Raw genomic sequence first — 18611 nt, forward strand, 5'->3', positions numbered from 1 at the left:
GCTATGGTGAGCGACCAGGGGCCGCAGTGACTGCCCCGAGAGAGCAGGGGCTCGCATGCGACGCAAGAACGTCCTGATGACGGCGCTGGTGCTCACCGCCGTGACCGCACTCGCGGGATGCAGCGGCGGTGGGGCGGACCCGACGCCGTCGTCGACCGTGTCGAGCGCCGCACCCTCGCCGAGCCCCACCCCCAGTGCGACACCGAGTCCGACTCCCACCTCGACCGCGGCGGCATCCGTGTCGATCCCGACCTCGTGCGACGACCTCGGGAGCGCCGCGACGCGGGAGCAGACGGTCGGCGGTCTCACCGCCCAGCACGCCGACGGGTTCGTGCGCCCCTCGCCCGCGAACGCCACGACCGATCTGTCGTGCAACTGGATCCAGGAGGAAGCCGCCGCGGTCCTGCTCATCATCAGCAGCGCGAGCGCGGCCGACGTCGAGTCGGGGCTGGCCGCGCTGCCGGCGCAGGGCTACCAGTGCCAGGCCTCGGACGACTTCGGCGCGCAGTATTGCGTGGCACCCGGTGCGTCGACCGACACCGAAGACGTCGTCGTCGCCCGCGACGGGACCTGGATCTACCTCGAAACCGTGAACGTCAACGCGCGCGCGTGGCTGTCGGAGATCGCCTCGCAGATCTTCGGCTGACGCCTCTCACCGGTCGCGGTTCCGTGGCTGCCCCTGGTACACGTCCGGGACGTCGTCGCCGTCGGCGTCCACCTCCTCGGCGATCGCGAGCTGCTTGTACCGCCGGTTGCGCACGAGCAGCACGGCCGAGGCGAGCACGGATGCCACGAGCGAGGCGACCATGATGGCGATCTTGGCGCCGTCGGTGTGCGGTGAGCCGTCGGGGAAACTCAGCTCGGCGATCAGCAGCGACACCGTGAACCCGATGCCGGCGAGCAGGCCCACTCCGGCGAGGTCGATCCACTTCAGAGCGGGGTCGAGTCGCACCTTCGTCACCAGCGTGAGCAGGCGCACGCCGAGCAGGATGCCGAGGGGCTTGCCGAGCACGAGCCCCGCGACGACGCCGATTGTCACGGGGTCCGAGACCGCACGGAGCAGGCCCTCACCGCCGCCGACGGAGACGCCCGCGGCGAAGAAGGCGAACAGGGGAACGGCGATACCGGCGGACAGCGGGCGGAAGCGGTGTTCGAACTGCTCGGCGAGGTCCACGCCGCGGATCTCGGGTCGGCGGCGTGAGGCGGCCACGGGGATGGTGAAGGCGAGGGCGACACCGGCGATCGTCGCGTGCACCCCCGACGCGTGCAGGAACGCCCAGGCGGCGAAACCGACCGGTAGCAGCACAGCCCACGCGCCCAAGGGGGTGCGCGCGAACCAGGCGCGCCCTCGGTGCGCGATGACGGCGTAGACCGCGACGAGCAGGACGAAGACCGCCAGCGGCAGCAGCGAGATGTCGCTGGTGTAGAAGACCGCGATGATCGCGATGGCGATGAGGTCGTCGACGACGGCCAGGGTCAGCAGGAAGATCCGCAGCGGGCCGGGCAGGTGCGAGCCGACGAGGGCGAGCACCGCCACGGCGAACGCGATGTCCGTCGCGGTGGGGATGGCCCAGCCGGCGAGCAGGCTCGGCTCGGCGTGCACGACGGCGACGTAGATCAGGGCGGGCACGGCGACGCCGGCGAAAGCCGCGGTCACGGGCACGATCGCCGTGCTCAGCCGGCGGAGGGAACCGACGACGATCTCGCGCTTGAGCTCGAGGCCGACCAGGAAGAAGAAGACGGCGAGCAGGCCGTCGGCGGCCCAGGATCCGACGCTCAACTCCAGATGCCACGGCTCGTAGCCGAAGCGGAGGTCACGAAGGGCGAAGTAGGCGTCCGACGCGGGCGAATTCGCCCAGATGATCGAGGCGATCGCGGCGACCACGAGCAGCATCCCGCCGACGGACTCCCGACGCAGAAGGGTGGTGACGCGGTGCACCTCGGCGTAGCCGGGCCAGGTCGGCGCGCGGACGGTGTCGTGGCTCATGACGCTTCCTCAGGGGTCGGTCGACAGAATGTCGACCAGACTTCCCGACGCACCGGAGCCCATTCTACGGTGAGGGGAGCCGCGCGACCGTGCCGGCCGCGCGGCGCCCGCTCAGGCCGACTCTTCGTCTTCCTCGGCGTTGAAGTGCGAGGCGGTGTCGGAGTGACCCGCGGCGACACCGTCGGGGTTGTTGGGAATGGTGCCATCGGTGCCGAGGCCGCCGGGCTTGGGCTCGCCCTCGGAGTCGTCGGAGGGTGCCCCCTCCGTGGGGGACGCTTCGACGTCGGCGCCCTCGTACGCGTTCTCGTCTGCGGCGGCCTGAGAAGGGTCGGGGATGTCGGATGCCATGAGCGTGCCTCTCGTCGGGGGCGGGGCGGCAGCCTCGCCGGGTGATCGACGCTATCGAGAGGCGCGGTGGTGGCATCCACCCTTGCGGCGTGGTGAGGGGTGTGCTGGCCACACAACACGCACTACCCCTCGCGGACGCCTCACCTCCACGGGTCCCGACCGCGGCGGATGAGTCCTCGCTCATTCGATGTCGGATCACCCCATCCGCGGCCTTCGCGGCCATCGGGGTCGCGCGGACCGTCGACGAGGCTGCTCCAGCCGGTTCCACCCGATGGATATGCTGCTGACGCGCTGCGTGTTGTCGGCGCGGACGATTCCAGGAGTCCTTCATGTCCGAGCCGCTCGAACTGCACCTCACCCTCCCCGCGGGGCCCGCTCGCGATGCCGTCGCGTCGGCATTGACGGAGCAGGGTTTCACCGTGAACCCTGCGGCGGCCGGTTCGCTCGACGTCTCCCGCGGGAGCTTGGGTACCACCCTCATCGCGGGAGCGTTCGCCGGGCAGGACATGCACGTGCGTTTCGACGTCCACGTGCGAGATGCCCCGGAGGGGGCGGTGGCCACGTTCGTGCACTCGGCGGCCGGCGGGTTCTTCAAGGGTGGCGCGGTCGGTGCCGTCAAAGCAGGTGATGTGGTGCGCGAGGCGGCGCACGTCGCGGGGGTCCGACTCGCGCAACAGGGGCTGATCGTGGGGGCCGTCCCGGTAGCCCCGTCGCCTGGTGCGGACGCCGGAGCAACGCCGTACTCGAGCACTCCGCCGACGGTGGGGGCGCCGATGTACGCCGGGGCCGCCCCCGTTCCTTCGCCGGTCGATTACGCCAATCGCACCAACGTGGTGGCCATCTTTGCGATCGTGCTCGGGTTCGTCGTTCCCATCGGCGGGATCGTCGCCGGCGCGGTGGGGCTTGCGCAGGTCAAGCGAACCGGCGAGAAGGGCCGTGGTCTGGCGATCGCCGGCATCGTCGTGGGCTCGGTGATGACCGTTCTCGGCACCATCGCCGTCATCGCGTTCTTCGCCTTCTTCGTCATCGCCGGCGCGGCGGGGAATGCCGCGGCCACGGGGGACGGGGGTCTCCCCGACCCGAGCGAGGACGTTCCCGCCGAAGTGTTGTCGTTGCAGATCGGTCAGTGCCTCGATGACGTCTCGACGGGCATCATCACCAGCGACAACGTCGTCGGCTGCGACGTCGCTCACACCTATGAGGTGTTCGGCGAGGTCATCGTTCCCGATGGGTCCTTCCCGGGTGACGACCAGATGGAGGCGACCGCGCAGCGGTCGTGTGACGAGGCGTTCGCGTCGTTCGTCGGCGTCTCGTACGACGAGTCGACCCTGGAGTACACCTATGTCGCTCCCACGAGCGACACGTGGGAGTTCGGTGACCGCCAGATCGCCTGCCTCATCACCGACCCCGCGGGCGAAACCACGGGGTCGCTGGAGAACTCCGGGCGCTGATCCCCTCCCGGCCCCGGTGAGACAAACACATCGCCGCACACGCCGAGCGCGCACGCCCCGCAACGGACGTGCGCGCTCGAGCAGCGGGTGTCAGACCGAGAGAGCCGGCTGCTTCACGACGAGGCAGTCGCCGTCCCAGCCCACGGGCATGGGGTCGGTGATGCCGCCGACGAAACCGCCGTCGGGACCGACGTTGCGGAACGCCAGCAGCTGCCACGCGCCCGCCCGGTCCTGGATCAGGCGTCCGACGTAGAGGTCGTCGTCGGTGATCGGCGTTGCGGCACCGATGTCGAACGGGCCGAGCACGCTGTCGGCGGGAACGGCCCACACCGCACCCCGCGGGTGGCGCTCGCGGACGGCATCCATCGCCTGTCCGGTCATGCACGAGAACAGCAGCACGGCGCGGCCGTCGATCTCTTCGACCTGGGTCACCTCGAGCTGGCCGAAACCGTCGGTGCTCGGTTCGCTGACCGGCGCCTGGAGCTGCCACGTCTCGAGGTCGGTCGAGGTGGCGTGCGCGACGACACCGCGGCCGTTGAGCTCGCCGTGCGTGGCGCGGGCGGTGACGTACATGTGCCAGCCGCGGCCCGCGGGATCGGCGAAGACCCACGGGTCGCGGAACGCCTCGTCGTGCCAGTCGCTGTCGGCCAGGCGCTCGTAGGTCGTGCCGTCCGCTTCGAGCACCGGGTTGGCGGGGTTCTTGTGCCAGGTGAAGAGGTCGGCGCTGGTGGCGTAGCCGATGCGCTGCACGTTGCGTCCGTCTTCGTCCAGGCGCGAGCCCGTGTAGAAGAGGAACCAGGTGCCGTCGGCGCGGCGGACGGTCGAGCCGGTCCAGGTGGCGAGGGCGTCGAAGTCATCGGGGCCGCCGCGCACGAGGGCGTCGGCGACGCGCTCCCACGACACCAGATCGGTCGAGACGGCGTGGCCCACCGAGGCGCGGTAGTGACGGTCCTCCGGATCGTGCAGCGCCCGCGAGGCGTAGAGGAAGAACAGGTGGTAGGCGTCGCCGTCATCGGCGAACCAGAAATCCCACACGTAGGAATCGGCGAGGTCGAACACGTCAGGCACTTTCTTTCGGCGCAGCGGCGCGCTGCAGGTCTTCTCGGGTCGGGGGCTGCGTGCCCTTGCGGCCGACCGTGATGGCGGCGGGCGCCGCAGCGCGACGGAGCAGGGGCGGAAACGTGGGGGCCGCGGGGACCTCGACGGCGGCGGCGGGGCTCCCGCCGGGGCGCTCGGCCGCCCCGGCGGAAGTGGTGACGATGTCGACGAGCGCTTCGCCGCGCACGACGACATCGAGATGTGGACTCATCCCTTGACCCCGCTCGCCGCGATGCTGCTCACGAACGCGCGCTGGAAGACCAGGAACACGATGAGCACGGGGAGGGTGATGAGGGAGGTGTAGGCCATGACCTCACCCCACGCGGTGTTGAGCTGGAAGAAGTACTGCATCCCGACCATGACGGGTCGCAGCTCCTCTTTCTGCACGACCATGAGGGGCCACAGGTACTGGTTCCACGCGGGGAGGAACGTCAGGATCGCCACCGTGGCGAACGCCGGCCCCGACAGGGGCACGATGATGCGGCGGTAGATGGTGAACCAGCTCGCCCCGTCGATGCGGGCCGCCTCGTCGAGGGAGGTGGGGATGGTCGAGAAATACTGCGCGAACAGGAAGATCGAGAAGGCGTTCGCGATGAACGGCACGATCTGAACCTCGTAGGTGTTCAGCCAGCCGAAGTCGTACTTCAGGACGCCGCCCTCCATGACGAGGGTGGGCAGCTGGTTGACCCAGTAGACCATCGGCACCGCGATTGTCTCGAAGGGCACGATCAGGGTCGCGATCACCAGCGCGAGCACGACGACCCGACCCTTCCACCGCAGGCGCGACAGGGCGAAGCCGGCGAGGGAGTTCACGATCAGACCGAGTCCGACGGTGAGCACCGTGACGAGGATCGAGTTGAAGAGGAACTGCGCCACGGGCACGCGCTCGAACACGCCGAAGTAGTTGTCGAGGCTGATCTCACCGGTGGGGAGGAACGCCGCGGGGGAGTTGATGTCGCGGAGGATCTGCGCATCCGGTTTCAGGCTCGACACGAACATGAACACCAGCGGGAAGAGGAAGAACACCGCCAGGATCGACATCGACACGTAGGTGAGGATGCGGCCGTTACGGCCCTCCGACGAGCGGGTGCGCGTGCGGGTGGGTGACGTGCGGCGGGCAGCGCTGCGGGGGCGCTCGAGGGTACTGGTCATGTCAGTTCTTCTCTCGGGTCAACCAGCGCTGGATGAGCGCGATGATGAGCACGGCGACGAAGAACAGCAGCGAGATGGAGGCGGCATAACCGATCTCCTGCTGCTCGTAGCCCTTGCGCACGGCGTGGAACACGACGGTCGACGTCGAGTTCAGGGGACCGCCCTGGGTCATCACGTCGACCTGCACGAACAGGCCGAGGGCGGCGATAGTGATCGTGACCAGGACGAACACCATGGTGGGGCGCAGGCCCGGCCAGGTGACGTTGGTGAACTGGCGCCAGCGGCTCGCCCCGTCCATCCGCGCGGCCTCGTACAGCTCCTCGGGGATGGTCTGGAGCCCCGCGAGCCAGATGATCATGTGGAAGCCGACGGCCTGCCAGATCGACAGCACGATGATCGCACCGAGCGCCGTGCTCGGGTCGTTCAACCAGTCGGCGCCGGTGAGGGCCCCGAACGTGAGCGTGTCGATCATCGAGTTGATGAGGCCGTCGCTCTGGTACATGAAGCGCCAGAGGATCGACACCACGACGATCGAGGTGACGACGGGGATGAAGAAGACGACGCGGAAGAAAGTCGTGCCGCGCAGCCGCTGGTTCACCAGCACGGCGAGCAGCAGACCCAGCCCGGCCTGCACGGGCACGACGACGAGCGCGAACAAGAAGGTGTTGAGCGCCGACTGCAGGAACACCGGGTCGGCGGTGAAGGCCCGGAAGAAGTTGTCGAGCCCGACGAAGCGCGGCGGGTTCGGCGAGATCAGACGGGCGTTCGTGAACGACAGCGTGAAGGCGAGCAGCACGGGGACGATCAGGAACAGCAGGAGCAGGAGCGCGGCGGGGGCCATCATCGCCAGGCCCGCCCACGATTCGCTCCCACGGGAGGAACGGATGCGGCTGAGGGATCGGCGCGGCTGCTTCGCCGCGGCGACCGGAGGAGACACGGTCATCAGGTTCTTCTTTCGCGGTTCGCGGTGGGGGTCCTGCACCGGACCCCCACCGCTGGGCGCGGCGCTACTTCGCGCCGTAGCCGTCGTTGGACTCGATGTTCGTGTCGATCTCGGTGACCGCGGCATCCAGAGCCGACTGCACGTCGGCGCCGTTCATGATGTCCTTGGCCGCCGTCTCGAACGTGGTCGAGATCACCGCGTAGGCGGGGGTCTCGGGACGAAGCACGGCGTACTCCTTCGAGAACTCGGCGAACGGCCGCAGGGCGCCGTCGGCGGAGTTGAAGTACTTCGACGCCTCGGCGGCCGCCTCGGTGGCGGGGATCACGAGCTGCTCGTCGGCGAACTGGGTGATGTATTCGTCGTTGAAGCTGAACTCCAGGTACTCGCGTGCCCCCTCGGGGTCGCTGCACGAGGCGGAGATGCCCCACTGCCACGAACCGCCGCCGATCTTGGGGCCGTTGCCGAGGTCCGGCGGCGGGAGGATCAGAAGGTCGTCGCCCACGGCATCCACCGCGGCGAGACCGTTCCACACGCCGGTGTAGCTGAGCGCGACGTCGCCGTCGACGAACTCCTGGTTGCCCACGGTGCCGCCGCTGTTTGCGTAGCCGTTGGTGAAGAGCGACTGGAACCACTCGCCCCACTTCACGGCATCCGGTCCGTTCAAGGCGCCGTCGGCCGAGAGCATGGTGTCGCGGTCGATGAGGTCGCCGCCGAAGCTCTGCAGGAACGGGGAGTAGGCGTAGGGCCACCACTCGCCCGTGTCCTCGGCACCGAGGTCGATCGGGGTCTCGTAGCCAGCGGCCTTGAGGGTGGCGAGCGCCGCGTCGAACTCGGCGGCGGTCCAGGGCTGGTCCATGGTGGGGATGCGGATGCCGTTGGCATCGAGCACCGACTTGCGCGCGAAGATGCCGAGGGCGGCATCCCAGTACCCGGCCGAGTAGATCTCGTCGTTGTACTTTCCGACCGCGGTGGGCAGCAGCTTGTCGGTGATCTCGCTGGAGATGCCGAGAGGCTGCAGGTAGTTGGCCCACGCCCAGTTGGGCATGATGGGACCGTCGAGGTCGAGCAGGCAGGGCAGGTCGCCCGAGGCCGCCGCCGCGACGATCGCGTCGTTGTACGCCCCCTGGGGGAACGACTCGGTCTTGACCTGGTACTTCTCCTGCGAGGCGTTGAAGTCGCTGATGATCTGCTCGTAGACCGCGAGCTCGGCGGGGTTGCCCGCGGAGTGCGTCCACATGGTGAGCACCGTGCGACCGTCTTCGGTCGTCTCGCCGCCTTGGCCTGCCTGACCGCAGCCGGTCAACACCAGCGCGGCAGCGACGCCCGTCGCGGCGAGCGGGATGAAGGACTTCTTCATCGTGTTCCTTTCGGTGAGCGGCGACATCGCTGTCGCCTTCGTGAGAGGACGCCGAGGTGGCGTCAGTCCGCGACCCGGGGGTCCCGCGCGCTGCCGAGGTGCGCGGGAGGGCCGACGGAAGCCCGACGAACGATCGGGCAGTCCATGAGGTGGGGGGATTCGGTGTCCGCCTCGCGGAGGCCGAGTGCGACCTCCATCGCCCAGCGGCCCATGGCCGCGTGGGGGAGCGAGACGGTGGTCAGCGGCGGATCGAGCTCCGAAGCGACGAGCTGCTGATCGTCGTAGCCGACGATCGACAGGTCTTCGGGGATCCGGATGCCGTGGCGGTGCGCCCACGTCACGACCCCGGCCGCGATGCGGTCGTTGTAGGCGAAGATGCCGGTCGGGCGCTGCGCGGGCTCGAGCGCGAACAGGTCGGCGGCGGCCTGCTGCCCGCCCGCCGCCGAGGTCGGCGAGAAGACGTGGAGGGCGGGGTCCGGCTCGATGCCGGACTCGGCGAGCACGTCGAGGTAGCCGCGAAGGCGGAGTTCGGCGGCCACGGGGCGGTCTTCGTCGTTGTCGATGTAGGCGATGCGGCGGTGTCCGGCGTCGACGAGCTCCTGGGTGGCGACCCGGCCGCCGGCGTAGTCGTCGGGTACGACGGCGGGGTAGCCGCCGTCTTCGGGGCGGCAGTCGAGGAACACCGTGCCGGCGGGGAGTCCCGCGGGGGCCGGGATGACCCGGTGGTACATCGAGGCGTAGACCATGCCGTCGACGCGGTGGTTGACGAGCGTCGAGATCGCGTCGGACTCGATCTCGGGGTGACCGTCGGTGTCGACGAGGATGACGAGTCGGCCGTTCTCGCGGGCGACCTCTTGGGCTCCGGCGAGCATGCGGCCGGCGAAGGGGGTGGTGGCGATGCGGTCGGAGACGAGGCCGATGGTGCCGGTGACGCGCGTGCGCAGACTCCGGGCGATCGGGTTGGGCGAGTAACCCACCTCGTCGGCGACGCGGCGGACCCGCTCCTTGGTCTCGGCGGAGATACGGGACTCGGCGTCGTTGAGGACGAGCGAGACGGTCGCGGGGGAGACGCCTGCCGCTTTCGCGACGTCGGTAAGACGCACTCGTGTCATCACTCCACCCTCCCTTGGATAATCGATTTACCTTGATGATAAAACGATTTTTCAGCGACCGAGATCAGTGTGCTTCCTCGGACGCGGCGGTGTCAAGTAACGGTGCCGTAACGGTGGTTGAGAGGGTGCGGCATCCGCCCGGCCGGCCACCGTGCCCTCGCGAGACCGCACGCGTTTGCCGAGGCCGCAGCCGTTTTGTCGCATTCGCATGCGGTCTCGGCGAACGAGTGCGTTCTCGTGTTCCGGATGCCGCGATCCAGCGCGCGGCGACGGGTCCCGGCCGGCGGGGCGAGGTCGGTTCGCCCCCGCCCGGCGTGCGTGCCCTCGCGAGACCGCACGCGTTTGCCGAGGCCGCAGCCGTTTTGTCGCATTCGCATGCGGTCTCGGCGAACGAGTGCGGCCTCGGCATCCATTCGACAGGCGCGGGCCAGGCGCGGGCGCGCCGGCCAGGGGCCTGCCGGCCAGAGGCCCGTCGGCCGGAGCCCCACAGGGCCGCCACCATGCGCCGCCGACCGGCGCCGCGCGGTCAGGCGGGGTCGCCGCCGAGCGGGCCGACGGCGGGAATGGGGCCGCCGTCGTCGGCGCCGGTCCGGCGCGCACGGGCGATGGCGTTGCCGAGGTGGTAGATGACGAGAGCCGCGAACGATCCGAGCACGATCGCGCCGAGCTGGAAGTCGCCGAACTGCATCGAGAAGCCCGCGATCGCCAGCACCAGCGCGACGGCGCCGGTGTACTGGTTGACCGGGCGTGAGAAGTCGACGCGGTTGTCGACCCAGATCTTGATGCCGATGATGCCGATCAAGCCGTAGAGCGCGGTGGTCACACCTCCGAGCACCCCCGGCGGAATCGTGTTGAACACCGCCCCCACCTTGGGCGAGAGGCTCAGCACGATCGCCGCGAGACCGGCCACCCAGTACACGGCTGTGGAGTACACGCGAGTGGCGGCCATCACACCGATGTTCTCGCCGTACGTGGTGGTGCCCGAGCCTCCGAAGGTGCCGGCGAGGGTCGTGGCGACGCCGTCGGCGATGAGGGCGCGACCCGTGGAGCGGTTGGCGGTGGCATCCGTCATCGCCGCGACTCCGCGCACGTGTCCGACGTTCTCCGCGACCAGCACGAGCACGACGGGGAGGAACATCGCGATGACCGACCACGTCTGCGGCGACGCGAAGTCGGCGATGTGGAATTCGGGCCAGCCCACCCATGGCGCCGCCTCGACGGCGGCGAAGTCGATGAGCTTCTCGCCCGTGGCGGCCTGGATCAGCACCGTGGCCACGTAGCCCACGATCACGCCGAGGAAGATCGAGATGCGCCCGAGGAAGCCGCGGAACAGCACGCTGAACAAGACGACGGCGACCAGCGTGATCGTTCCCGGCAGCGGCTGGATCTGGAAGTTCGACCAGGCCACGGGCGCGAGGTTGAAGCCGATCAGCGCGACGATCGCGCCGGACACCACCGGCGGCATCACTTTGTCGACCCATCCGAGTCCGACGAACTGTACGACGAAGCCGATCGCGGCGAGCAGGATGCCGACGGCCACGATGCCCGCCAGCGCCGATCCCATGCCGGCGCTCGCCGTGGCGGCGGTGACGGGCGCGATGAAAGCGAACGACGACCCCAGGTAGCTGGGGAGGCGGTTGCGCGTGACGAGAAGGAACAGCAGCGTTCCCACGCCCGAGAACAGCAGCGTCGTCGACACGGGGAAGCCGGTGAGCACCGGCACGAGGAACGTGGCGCCGAACATGGCGATGACGTGCTGGAGCCCGATCGCGATCGTCGCGCCCCAGTTCAGGCGTTCGCTCGGGGCGACGACGGCCCCGGAGGCGACGGTGCGGCCGTTGCCGTGCAGTTTCCAGCGGAACATGTGTCTCCTCAGGGGGATGAATGGATGCCGAGATCACGCGCCTTTTGCGAGGTCACGCCCCGTTGCGTCGAACCGCGCGTGAGCTCGGCGAAAGCGGGTCACCTCGGCGACGTGACGGCGCCGGAAGGCCGGTCAGGACGCCGTGAGCAGGCGCAACAGCGTCGCGTAGCGCTCTCGGGTGCGCTCGACGATCTCGGCGGGGAGCGCGGGCGGCTCGCCCTGCTTGTCCCAGTTGTCGGCCAACCAGTTGCGCACGATCTGCTTGTCAAAGCTGGCCATGCGCTCCGCGGGCGTGGTGCCGGCGCGCCAGGACTCGGCATCCCAGTACCTCGACGAGTCCGACGTCAGCACCTCGTCGGCCAGCGTCAGCACGCCGTCTGCGTCGAAACCGAACTCGAACTTCGTGTCGGCCAGGATCAATCCGTGCGCCTCGGCGGTCGCGGAGGCGCGGCGATAGATCTCCAGCGATGCGTCGCGCAGCGCCGACGCCGTGTCGGCGCCGACGAGCTCGACCGACCTCTCGAACGTGATGTTCTCGTCGTGCTCGCCCATCGGGGCTTTGAAGGCGGGGGTGTAGAGCGGCTCCGGCAGGCGGTCGCCGTCTTCGAGCCCCTCGGGAAGGGGGATGCCGCACACCGTGCCCTCCGCGCGGTACTCGGCCCAGCCCGAGCCGGTGAGGTAGCCCCGCACGACGCACTCGATCGGTTGCATGTCGAGCGACCGGACGAGCATCGCGCGCCCCTGCACGGCATCCGGGATCAGCTCCACCGTGCCCTCGCCCGCGAGCGCGTGGTCGGGAGCGAGGTGGTTCGGGATGCCGCGACCCCCGTCGGCGCCGGCGAGCTGGTCGAACCACCACAGGCTCAGCGTCGTCAGCAGCACGCCCTTGTCGGGGATGCCGGGTGAGAGCACGTGGTCGAAGGCGCTCACGCGGTCGCTCGCCACGACGAGCAGGTGAGCGGGAGTCGCCTCGTCGCGGGTGTCGGCGGGGACGTAGAGGTCGCGCACCTTGCCGGAGTAAGTGTGGCGCCAACCGGGGAGCTCGAGCGGGGGAGCGAAGGTCACCCGCTCATTATCGCGGGTACGGGCCCCGTGCACCGGCGCGGATTGTGTCACACGCCGTCGTCGCGTGCCTGCCCTCCGGCCGGGGCGAGGGTCGTGACTACCCTTGATCGAATGAGCGAGGCAGCCCCCGACTCCGCGGTATCCGTCGATCCCCACCTCGGCAGTCGCCACAGCACCATCCGCGGATGGGTCTTCTGGCCGGCGGCCGGGATCGCACTGGCCTTCATCGCCTTCACGATGCTGTTCCCGGATGCCGCCGAGGCGACGTTCGGGGCGGTGCAGACCTCGATCGTCTCGGCGTTCAACTGGTACTACGTGCTGATCGCCGCGTTCTTCGTCGTGTTCGCCCTCGCGATGGGGTTCAGCCGATTCGGCAACATCAAGCTGGGTCAGGACGACGACGAGCCCGAGTTCTCGACGATGTCGTGGTTCTCGCTGCTCTTCGCCGCGGGCATGGGCATCGGTCTGGTCTTCTACGGGGTGAGCGAGCCGCTCAGTCACTTCGTGGAGCCCCGGCCGGGGGTCGAAGGCACCCCGAACCAGCTCGCGCAGCAGGCGATGTCGCAGACGTTCCTGCACTGGGGCGTTCACGCGTGGTCGATCTACGTCGTCATCGGTCTCGCACTCGCCTACGCCTTCCACCGCCGCAAGCGTCCTCGCACGATCCGCTGGGCGCTCGAACCCATCCTCGGGGCGCGCCTCGTGCAGGGAGCGTTGGGCAACGCGGTCGACGTCGCGGCTCTCGTGGGCACGTTGTTCGGCGTCGCGACGTCGCTCGGTCTCGGCGTCATCCAGATCAGCGCCGGTCTGGACTACCTGGGCATCGTGTCTCCGTCGGTGATCAGCGAGGCGATCATCGTCGGCATCATCACCGGCTTCGTGCTCTTCTCCGTGCTCTCGGGCGTCGGCAAGGGCATGAAGTGGCTCTCGAACATCAACCTCGTCCTCGCCGGCGTGCTGATGCTGTACCTGCTGTTCACCGGGCCCACCGAGTTCCTCCTGCGCGATGTGGTGCAGTCGATCGGCAACTACATCCAGAACTTCGTCGGACTCTCCTTCACCACGAGCGCGTACTCGGGCGAAGACGGCGTCGCCTGGCAGGGGACGTGGACGTCGTTCTATTGGGGCTGGTGGATCTCGTGGGCCCCCTTCGTCGGCATCTTCATCGCGCGCATCTCGCGGGGTCGCACGGTTCGCCAGTTCGTCACCGGAGTGATCCTGGTGCCCACGCTCGTCGGCATCCTGTGGTTCACCGTGCTCGGCGGCACGGCGATCTACGGCGAGCTGACCGGCACCGTGAGCCTCGTCGGCGAGGACGGCGCGGTCAACGTGTCGACGGCGCTCTTCCAGATGCTGCAGGGGGTGCCCGGAGCGGTGTTCCTGTCGATCGGCTTCCTCGTGCTGATCGGGATCTTCTTCGTCACCTCCGCGGACTCGGGTGCTCTCGTGATGGGAATGATCGCGACGGGTGGCGAGGAGGAGCCCAAGCGCTGGGTGCGCATCTTCTTCACCCTCGCGACCTCGCTCATCGCGTTCGCACTTCTCCTGGCGGGCGGTCTCACCGCGCTGCAGGCGGCGGCGATCAGCATCGCCCTGCCGTTCAGCCTCGTCCTCCTCGCCATCTGCTGGGCAACGGTCGTGGCCTTCCGGCGCGAGCTGCGCGCGTACGACAAGGCCGAGCGGGCGCAACTGCGCGACTCGATCGGCGAGCACTACGGGCTCGAGGTCGAGGAGCCCAACCAGCGCGGCATCTTCGGCATCCCGGTGCGGTGGGGTCAGCGACGGGCGGCCGCGAACGCGTCCCCGCCCGTGCGGCCCGAGGCGCCGTCGTCGCCGCAGTCCTGACACCGTCCCCTCCGCGCATCCCTCCCTCTCCCGCGCCCACCCCTTCCCTGTCGAGTGTCCAGAACACGCTGTGTGCGCTTGTGCGACGCGGCGTGTTTCGGACGTTCAACGGGTTCGCGCGGGGGTTCGCGTGTCGTCCGTAATGGGCGTATAGTCCACGTGGACTAGTCGACACGGACCACGAGGAGGACGGATGCCGCAGCCCCTCCGCCTCACCCCGATCGCGGTCATGATCCTCGCCACCCTGCGCGAAGCCGACATGCACACCTACGAGATGGTGCGCCTGCTGAAGGAACGTCGCGACGACCGCCTGATCCCTCTGCAGAAGGGCACGATCTACCACACGGTCGCGCGCCTCGAGCGGGACGGCCTTCTCGCCGAGGTCGGCGTCGACCGCGACGGCAACCGCCCCGAGCGCACGACCTATACGCTGCTCCCGGCCGGCCGCCGCGCTGTGGAGGAATGGGTGCGCGCCGAGTTGCCCCAGATCGATCGGGCGAGCGACTTCCGCGTCGCCCTCTCGGAGGCGCACAATCTCGAACGCGAAGAAGTCGTCGCCCTGCTCGACCAGCGCCGAGAGCTCCTTGTCGCCTCCGTCGACGAGCACCGCACCGGGCTCGGTGGCGCGGCAGCGCGAGAAACCCCCGAACAATTCCTCGTCGAGCTGCAGCGGCAGTCCGCTCTGCTCGACGCCGAACTCGCGTGGCAGGACTCCCTGCGTGCGCGCCTCGCCGATCGCTCCCTCGCCTGGGGTATCGCCGAGATCCCTGAGCACATCAAGAAGAAGCATCGCGTCTCAAAGGAGACCACCCCATGACCGACTCCCGCGCCGCCTCCGCGGCATCCGCCCCCACCGGGTCGACCCGCACAGGGTCCACCCGCACCACCGAACGCAGTCCCTGGCCCGCCCTCTGGGCGCTCGTCATCGGCTTCTTCATGATCCTGGTCGACACCACGATCGTGTCGGTGGCGAACCCCGCGATCAAGGCCGCCCTCGACCCGAACACCAACAGCCTCGACAACGTCGTGTGGGTCACCTCGGCCTACCTGCTGACGTACGCCGTTCCTCTGCTCATCACCGGCCGCCTCGGCGACCGCTTCGGCCCGAAGAACATCTACCTCATCGGCCTCGCGCTCTTCACCATCGCCTCGCTCGCGTGCGGGCTGTCGTCGTCGCTCGAGATGCTGATCGTGGCTCGTGCGGTGCAGGGCCTGGGCGCAGCCCTCGTGACGCCGCAGACGATGGCCGTCATCACCCGCACCTTCCCGCCGCAGCGCCGAGGAGCCGCCATGGGCCTCTGGGGGGCGACCGCCGGTGTCGCCGTGCTCGTTGGCCCCCTCGCCGGCGGCCTGCTCGTCGACGGCCTCGGCTGGGAGTGGATCTTCTTCATCAACATCCCCGTCGGCGTCATCGGTTTCATCGCCGCCGTCATCCTCGTGCCGCAACTGCCCAAGACCGCTCACAAGTTCGACATCGTCGGGGTGCTCCTCAGTGCTCTCGGCCTGTTCCTCATCGTGTTCGGTCTGCAAGAGGGCGAGCACTACTCCTGGGCCCCGTGGATCTGGACGATGGTCGCCGCCGGCCTCGCCGTCATGGCGCTGTTCATCTGGACCCAGGCGCGCAGCAAAAGCGAGCCGCTGGTTCCGCTCGACCTCTTCCGCGAGCGCAACTTCTCGATCGCGAATCTCGCTATCGCCACGGTCGGTTTCACCGTCACGAGCATGGCGCTGCCGCAGATGTTCTACCTGCAGCTGGCGCGCGGTCTCACGCCGACCGAGTCGGCGTTCCTGCTCATCCCCCTCGCGATCCTCTCGGGCGTGCTCGCCCCCTTCGCGGGCAAGCTGCTCGACCGCACCGACCCGCGGTTCCTGCTCGTACCGGGCCTGCTGCTGGTCGGCGGATCGCTCGGGATCTACACGGCGCTCATCCTGAACGATGCGCCGATCTGGGCGTTCCTCATCCCCTCGGCCCTCATGGGCATCGGTAACGCCGGTATGTGGGGTCCGCTCGCCACCACCGCCACGCGCAACCTGCCGCCGCGCCAGGCGGGTGCCGGCGCCGGCATCTACAACACCACGCGCACCGTCGGCTCGGTGATGGGCTCGGCATCCATCGCCGCGTTCATGCAGGCGCGGCTCGAGGCGAACCTGCCGGGGGCAGCGGATGCCGGAGCCAGCTTCGGCGGAGGCGCGTTGCCGCCGCAGGTGGTGGAGGGCTTCTCGACCGCCATGGGTCAGTCGCTGATCCTGCCGATCTGCGTGATCGCCGTGGGACTCGTCGCGGTGCTGTTCATGCGACGTCCGTCGATGATCCGCCCGCACGGGGCTCCGCGTGAGGCGGCCCCGGTCGAGCGTGCCGCCCAGGAGGCTCCGGCCACCGCGGGCGAGTAACCCACCCGCCTCGAACGCCGTCGTCCCGGAAGGGCCGGCGGCGTTCGTCGTTCGCGCTCAGCGCTCGGGCGCTCGCGTCGGATGGATCATGACGGTGATGAGCGGAGGAGCTGGGGCGGAGGGAGGACGGATGCCGTGCCGGCGGTCCTCCGCTCGCCGCGACTCCTCCGCTGGGCACGGTTCAGCGGCGGTGCCGCTCGGCGCTGTCGCCGCTCGCGGCTACGGCGTGATCTCGTCGACGAACGCGCGGGCCTCGTCGATGAGGCCCCGCCATCGGTCGGCGCCCGCGTCGAGGGGCACCTCCGCCCACTCGCGCAGCGGACGCCCGCGCATGATCATGGGCCCGGCGATTCCTTCGTCGACGATCTCGCCGATGCGCTTCTCGGGCAGTTTCACCACCAGCGAGCCGTTGTGCACGACGAAGGCGAATACCTTCTCGCGGATGCGAAGGCCCTCGGTGCCGAACATGCGCCCGATGTCGACCCCGGGCAGTGCACACAATCGCTCCGCGATCGGATCGAAGACCTCGTGGCCGCGAGCCATGGCATCCCTGTCGATCATGGCCCACACGCTAGCGGCGAGGGGACGCCCGGGCCAGTGGGCGACGGTGAGGGGGCGTACGCAGTGGGCGCCGAAAGCGGCTTGCTCTATAAGTAGTATGCGCGCATACTAATAACATGCGCATCCTCGCCTCCGCCATCCGTGAATCCTCCGCCTCTCCCGCCGCGTTCTTCGCCCGGTGGGTCGATCACGACACATGGCGGGAATGGTCGCCCGACACCGAGTGGGTGCGCATCGAGCACCCGGTCGCGCAGGGTAGTCGCGGCATCTTGAAGCCCGAGGGTGGCCCGCGCGTGAAGTTCGTCGTCGCCGAGCTCGAGGCCGACCGTGTCTACACCGATGTCACACGGATGCCGGGAGCCCGACTGACGTTCCGTCACGGCGTCGAGCCCACCGCCGGGGGGTCTCGTGTCACCGCCGAAGTGACGATCGACGGTCCGCTGTCGGGGCTGTGGGCGCGCACCGCGTTCGCCGGCTTCGAGCAGTCGGTTCCCGCCGATCTCGACCGGCTCGTCGCCGTGGTGGAAGGCCGATGACCGCCTGGATCGGCGTCGCGTCCGCGGAGCACGTCGCGCGCGGTGTCGCGCTAGGTATCGCCCAGATCGGCCACGGCAAACGCCCCGGGCTCGCCCGCATGCGGCCGGGCGACACGCTCGTCTATTACTCGCCGGTGCACCGCCTCGGCGACACCGCGAAACTGCGGGAGTTCACCGCCATCGGACGCGTGGACGAGGGGGAGATCTGGCAGGCCGACGAGGGGGACTTCCGTCCGTTTCGTCGGGCGGTGACGTATCGATCGGCGCGACCCGTCGCCGTCGCCGACCTGCGGGGCCGGCTCGCTCTGACCGCCGAGCCGAACTGGGGGTATCAGCTCCGGCGCGGTCTCGTCGAGATCGCGCAGGCCGACGCCGACGTCATCGAGCACGCGATGATCGAGAGATGACGAACCCCCTCGACAGCCGCTTCCCGACCGGCGATGTGAGTCCCGGGTTCTTGTTGTGGCAGGTGACGAACCGGTGGCAGGCCGCGATCCGTCGAGCGCTCGCCCCGCACGAGCTGACGCACGTGCAGTTCGTCCTGCTGGCGGTGCTCACCTGGGGCGACACCGCTGAAGGAATGACCCAGGCCGAGTTGAGTCACCGCGCGGGCGCCGACCCGATGATGGTGTCGCAAGTCGTCCGGGCGCTCGCCGAGCGCGGTCTCGTCGAACGGCATCCGGATGCCGCGGACCGCCGCGCCATCCGTGTGCGTGCCACCGCCGAGGGGCGCGAGCGGGCGCGGGCGGCCAACAACGCCGTCGAGGACGTGGATGAGGCGGCGTTCGGGGACCGGGCGGGCGATCCCAGGCCGCTCGCCGGTCATCTTGCCGACGTCCTGCGCCGGCTGCAGTCCTGAGGCCGCGACACGATCGTCGGTGAGTCGTGGCGGGCGGTTCCA

18 protein-coding genes and 1 pseudogene are annotated in these 18611 nt (G+C 69.3%); 8 read left to right on the forward strand and 11 right to left on the reverse strand.

What is annotated here, in order from left to right; translation table 11 throughout:
* The first annotated feature begins 55 nt into the window (after positions 1-55).
* Positions 56-646 carry a hypothetical protein gene (locus tag MT347_RS00460; protein ID WP_243497102.1) on the forward strand — a complete coding sequence of 197 codons (591 nt, stop codon included), beginning with the start codon at positions 56-58 and terminating at the stop codon, positions 644-646.
* A 6-nt stretch (positions 647-652) separates the two neighbouring features.
* Here MT347_RS00460 and nhaA read toward each other — a convergent pair whose 3' ends face one another.
* Together nhaA and MT347_RS00470 are read right to left on the reverse strand one after the other, a co-directional pair.
* On the reverse strand, positions 653-1987 hold the full coding sequence (gene nhaA, locus MT347_RS00465) for a Na+/H+ antiporter NhaA (protein WP_243497103.1): 1335 nt from the start codon (positions 1985-1987) through the stop codon (positions 653-655).
* A 111-nt stretch (positions 1988-2098) separates the two neighbouring features.
* Positions 2099-2335, reverse strand: coding sequence for a hypothetical protein (locus MT347_RS00470; protein WP_243497104.1), 237 nt, complete (start codon positions 2333-2335; stop codon positions 2099-2101).
* 329 nt (positions 2336-2664) lie between these two features.
* Here MT347_RS00470 and MT347_RS00475 point away from each other — a divergent pair, with 329 nt between their 5' ends.
* The gene (locus MT347_RS00475) at positions 2665-3786 is read left to right on the forward strand and encodes a DUF4190 domain-containing protein (RefSeq protein ID WP_243497105.1); all 1122 of its coding nucleotides are present in this window, start codon (positions 2665-2667) and stop codon (positions 3784-3786) included.
* Positions 3787-3876: 90 nt separating this feature from the next.
* Here the strand turns inward: MT347_RS00475 and MT347_RS00480 are convergent, their stop codons facing one another.
* From MT347_RS00480 to MT347_RS00515, 8 genes and pseudogenes are all read right to left on the reverse strand, one after another.
* Positions 3877-4845: a glycoside hydrolase family 68 protein gene (locus tag MT347_RS00480; RefSeq protein WP_243497106.1), complete on the reverse strand. Its 969-nt coding sequence runs from the start codon at positions 4843-4845 to the stop codon at positions 3877-3879.
* Between the two features lie 151 nt (positions 4846-4996).
* Positions 4997-5095, reverse strand: a pseudogene (locus MT347_RS18520) (carbohydrate kinase); the annotation flags it as partial.
* Positions 5092-6036 carry a carbohydrate ABC transporter permease gene (locus tag MT347_RS00490; RefSeq protein ID WP_243497108.1) on the reverse strand — a complete coding sequence of 315 codons (945 nt, stop codon included), beginning with the start codon at positions 6034-6036 and terminating at the stop codon, positions 5092-5094. The gene MT347_RS00490 and the pseudogene MT347_RS18520, both read right to left, overlap by 4 nt.
* Position 6037: 1 nt before the next feature.
* Positions 6038-6979 (reverse strand): carbohydrate ABC transporter permease, encoded by a 942-nt coding sequence (locus MT347_RS00495; RefSeq protein WP_243497109.1) that lies wholly within the window; start codon positions 6977-6979, stop codon positions 6038-6040.
* A 64-nt stretch (positions 6980-7043) separates the two neighbouring features.
* On the reverse strand, positions 7044-8336 hold the full coding sequence (locus MT347_RS00500) for an extracellular solute-binding protein (protein ID WP_243497110.1): 1293 nt from the start codon (positions 8334-8336) through the stop codon (positions 7044-7046).
* 62 nt (positions 8337-8398) lie between these two features.
* Positions 8399-9448 (reverse strand): LacI family DNA-binding transcriptional regulator, encoded by a 1050-nt coding sequence (locus tag MT347_RS00505; RefSeq protein WP_243497111.1) that lies wholly within the window; start codon positions 9446-9448, stop codon positions 8399-8401.
* Between the two features lie 526 nt (positions 9449-9974).
* Positions 9975-11312 carry a uracil-xanthine permease family protein gene (locus MT347_RS00510; RefSeq protein ID WP_243497112.1) on the reverse strand — a complete coding sequence of 446 codons (1338 nt, stop codon included), beginning with the start codon at positions 11310-11312 and terminating at the stop codon, positions 9975-9977.
* A gap of 132 nt (positions 11313-11444) precedes the next feature.
* Positions 11445-12377 (reverse strand): phosphoribosylaminoimidazolesuccinocarboxamide synthase, encoded by a 933-nt coding sequence (locus MT347_RS00515; protein WP_243497113.1) that lies wholly within the window; start codon positions 12375-12377, stop codon positions 11445-11447.
* Between the two features lie 111 nt (positions 12378-12488).
* On the opposite strand from MT347_RS00515, the gene MT347_RS00520 reads away from it, so the two are divergent.
* The 3 genes from MT347_RS00520 to MT347_RS00530 all read left to right on the forward strand — a co-directional run bounded on the left by MT347_RS00520 (position 12489) and on the right by MT347_RS00530 (position 16613).
* On the forward strand, positions 12489-14222 hold the full coding sequence (locus MT347_RS00520; RefSeq protein ID WP_243497114.1) for a BCCT family transporter: 1734 nt from the start codon (positions 12489-12491) through the stop codon (positions 14220-14222).
* A gap of 193 nt (positions 14223-14415) precedes the next feature.
* Positions 14416-15039, forward strand: a complete 624-nt coding sequence (locus MT347_RS00525) for a PadR family transcriptional regulator (RefSeq protein WP_243497115.1) — start codon at positions 14416-14418, stop codon at positions 15037-15039.
* Complete coding sequence (locus MT347_RS00530; RefSeq protein WP_279390902.1) at positions 15036-16613, forward strand: DHA2 family efflux MFS transporter permease subunit; 1578 nt, start codon at positions 15036-15038, stop codon at positions 16611-16613. The genes MT347_RS00525 and MT347_RS00530 overlap by 4 nt, the downstream gene beginning before the upstream one ends.
* A gap of 219 nt (positions 16614-16832) precedes the next feature.
* Here MT347_RS00530 and MT347_RS00535 read toward each other — a convergent pair whose 3' ends face one another.
* Complete coding sequence (locus tag MT347_RS00535; protein WP_243497116.1) at positions 16833-17174, reverse strand: TfoX/Sxy family protein; 342 nt, start codon at positions 17172-17174, stop codon at positions 16833-16835.
* A 116-nt stretch (positions 17175-17290) separates the two neighbouring features.
* Between MT347_RS00535 and MT347_RS00540 the strand changes: the two genes are divergently transcribed.
* From MT347_RS00540 to MT347_RS00550, 3 genes are read left to right on the forward strand one after another with little or no spacing between them, the layout of a single operon-like run.
* On the forward strand, positions 17291-17710 hold the full coding sequence (locus tag MT347_RS00540; RefSeq protein ID WP_243497117.1) for an SRPBCC family protein: 420 nt from the start codon (positions 17291-17293) through the stop codon (positions 17708-17710).
* A complete protein-coding gene (locus MT347_RS00545) occupies positions 17707-18117 on the forward strand; it encodes an EVE domain-containing protein (RefSeq protein WP_243497118.1) in 411 nt (136 codons plus the stop codon). Before MT347_RS00540 ends, MT347_RS00545 begins: the two co-directional genes overlap by 4 nt.
* The gene (locus MT347_RS00550) at positions 18114-18569 is read left to right on the forward strand and encodes a MarR family winged helix-turn-helix transcriptional regulator (protein WP_243497119.1); all 456 of its coding nucleotides are present in this window, start codon (positions 18114-18116) and stop codon (positions 18567-18569) included. The genes MT347_RS00545 and MT347_RS00550 overlap by 4 nt, the downstream gene beginning before the upstream one ends.
* The last annotated feature ends 42 nt before the right edge of the window (positions 18570-18611 follow it).

This window comes from Microbacterium sp. VKM Ac-2923 (assembly GCF_022815605.1).
Lineage (GTDB): Bacteria > Actinomycetota > Actinomycetes > Actinomycetales > Microbacteriaceae > Microbacterium.

Coding starts and splice junctions, on each gene's coding strand:
- MT347_RS00545 (WP_243497118.1), top strand. CDS start 17,707: ATGACCGCCTGGATCGGCGTCGCGTCCGCGGAGCACGTCGCGCGCGGT.
- MT347_RS00520 (WP_243497114.1), top strand. CDS start 12,489: ATGAGCGAGGCAGCCCCCGACTCCGCGGTATCCGTCGATCCCCACCTC.
- MT347_RS00470 (WP_243497104.1), bottom strand. CDS start 2,335: ATGGCATCCGACATCCCCGACCCTTCTCAGGCCGCCGCAGACGAGAAC.
- MT347_RS00540 (WP_243497117.1), top strand. CDS start 17,291: ATGCGCATCCTCGCCTCCGCCATCCGTGAATCCTCCGCCTCTCCCGCC.
- MT347_RS00530 (WP_279390902.1), top strand. CDS start 15,036: ATGACCGACTCCCGCGCCGCCTCCGCGGCATCCGCCCCCACCGGGTCG.
- nhaA (WP_243497103.1), bottom strand. CDS start 1,987: ATGAGCCACGACACCGTCCGCGCGCCGACCTGGCCCGGCTACGCCGAG.
- MT347_RS00510 (WP_243497112.1), bottom strand. CDS start 11,312: ATGTTCCGCTGGAAACTGCACGGCAACGGCCGCACCGTCGCCTCCGGG.
- MT347_RS00460 (WP_243497102.1), top strand. CDS start 56: ATGCGACGCAAGAACGTCCTGATGACGGCGCTGGTGCTCACCGCCGTG.
- MT347_RS00500 (WP_243497110.1), bottom strand. CDS start 8,336: ATGAAGAAGTCCTTCATCCCGCTCGCCGCGACGGGCGTCGCTGCCGCG.
- MT347_RS00490 (WP_243497108.1), bottom strand. CDS start 6,036: ATGACCAGTACCCTCGAGCGCCCCCGCAGCGCTGCCCGCCGCACGTCA.
- MT347_RS00525 (WP_243497115.1), top strand. CDS start 14,416: ATGCCGCAGCCCCTCCGCCTCACCCCGATCGCGGTCATGATCCTCGCC.
- MT347_RS00495 (WP_243497109.1), bottom strand. CDS start 6,979: ATGACCGTGTCTCCTCCGGTCGCCGCGGCGAAGCAGCCGCGCCGATCC.
- MT347_RS00550 (WP_243497119.1), top strand. CDS start 18,114: ATGACGAACCCCCTCGACAGCCGCTTCCCGACCGGCGATGTGAGTCCC.
- MT347_RS00505 (WP_243497111.1), bottom strand. CDS start 9,448: ATGACACGAGTGCGTCTTACCGACGTCGCGAAAGCGGCAGGCGTCTCC.
- MT347_RS00535 (WP_243497116.1), bottom strand. CDS start 17,174: ATGATCGACAGGGATGCCATGGCTCGCGGCCACGAGGTCTTCGATCCG.
- MT347_RS00475 (WP_243497105.1), top strand. CDS start 2,665: ATGTCCGAGCCGCTCGAACTGCACCTCACCCTCCCCGCGGGGCCCGCT.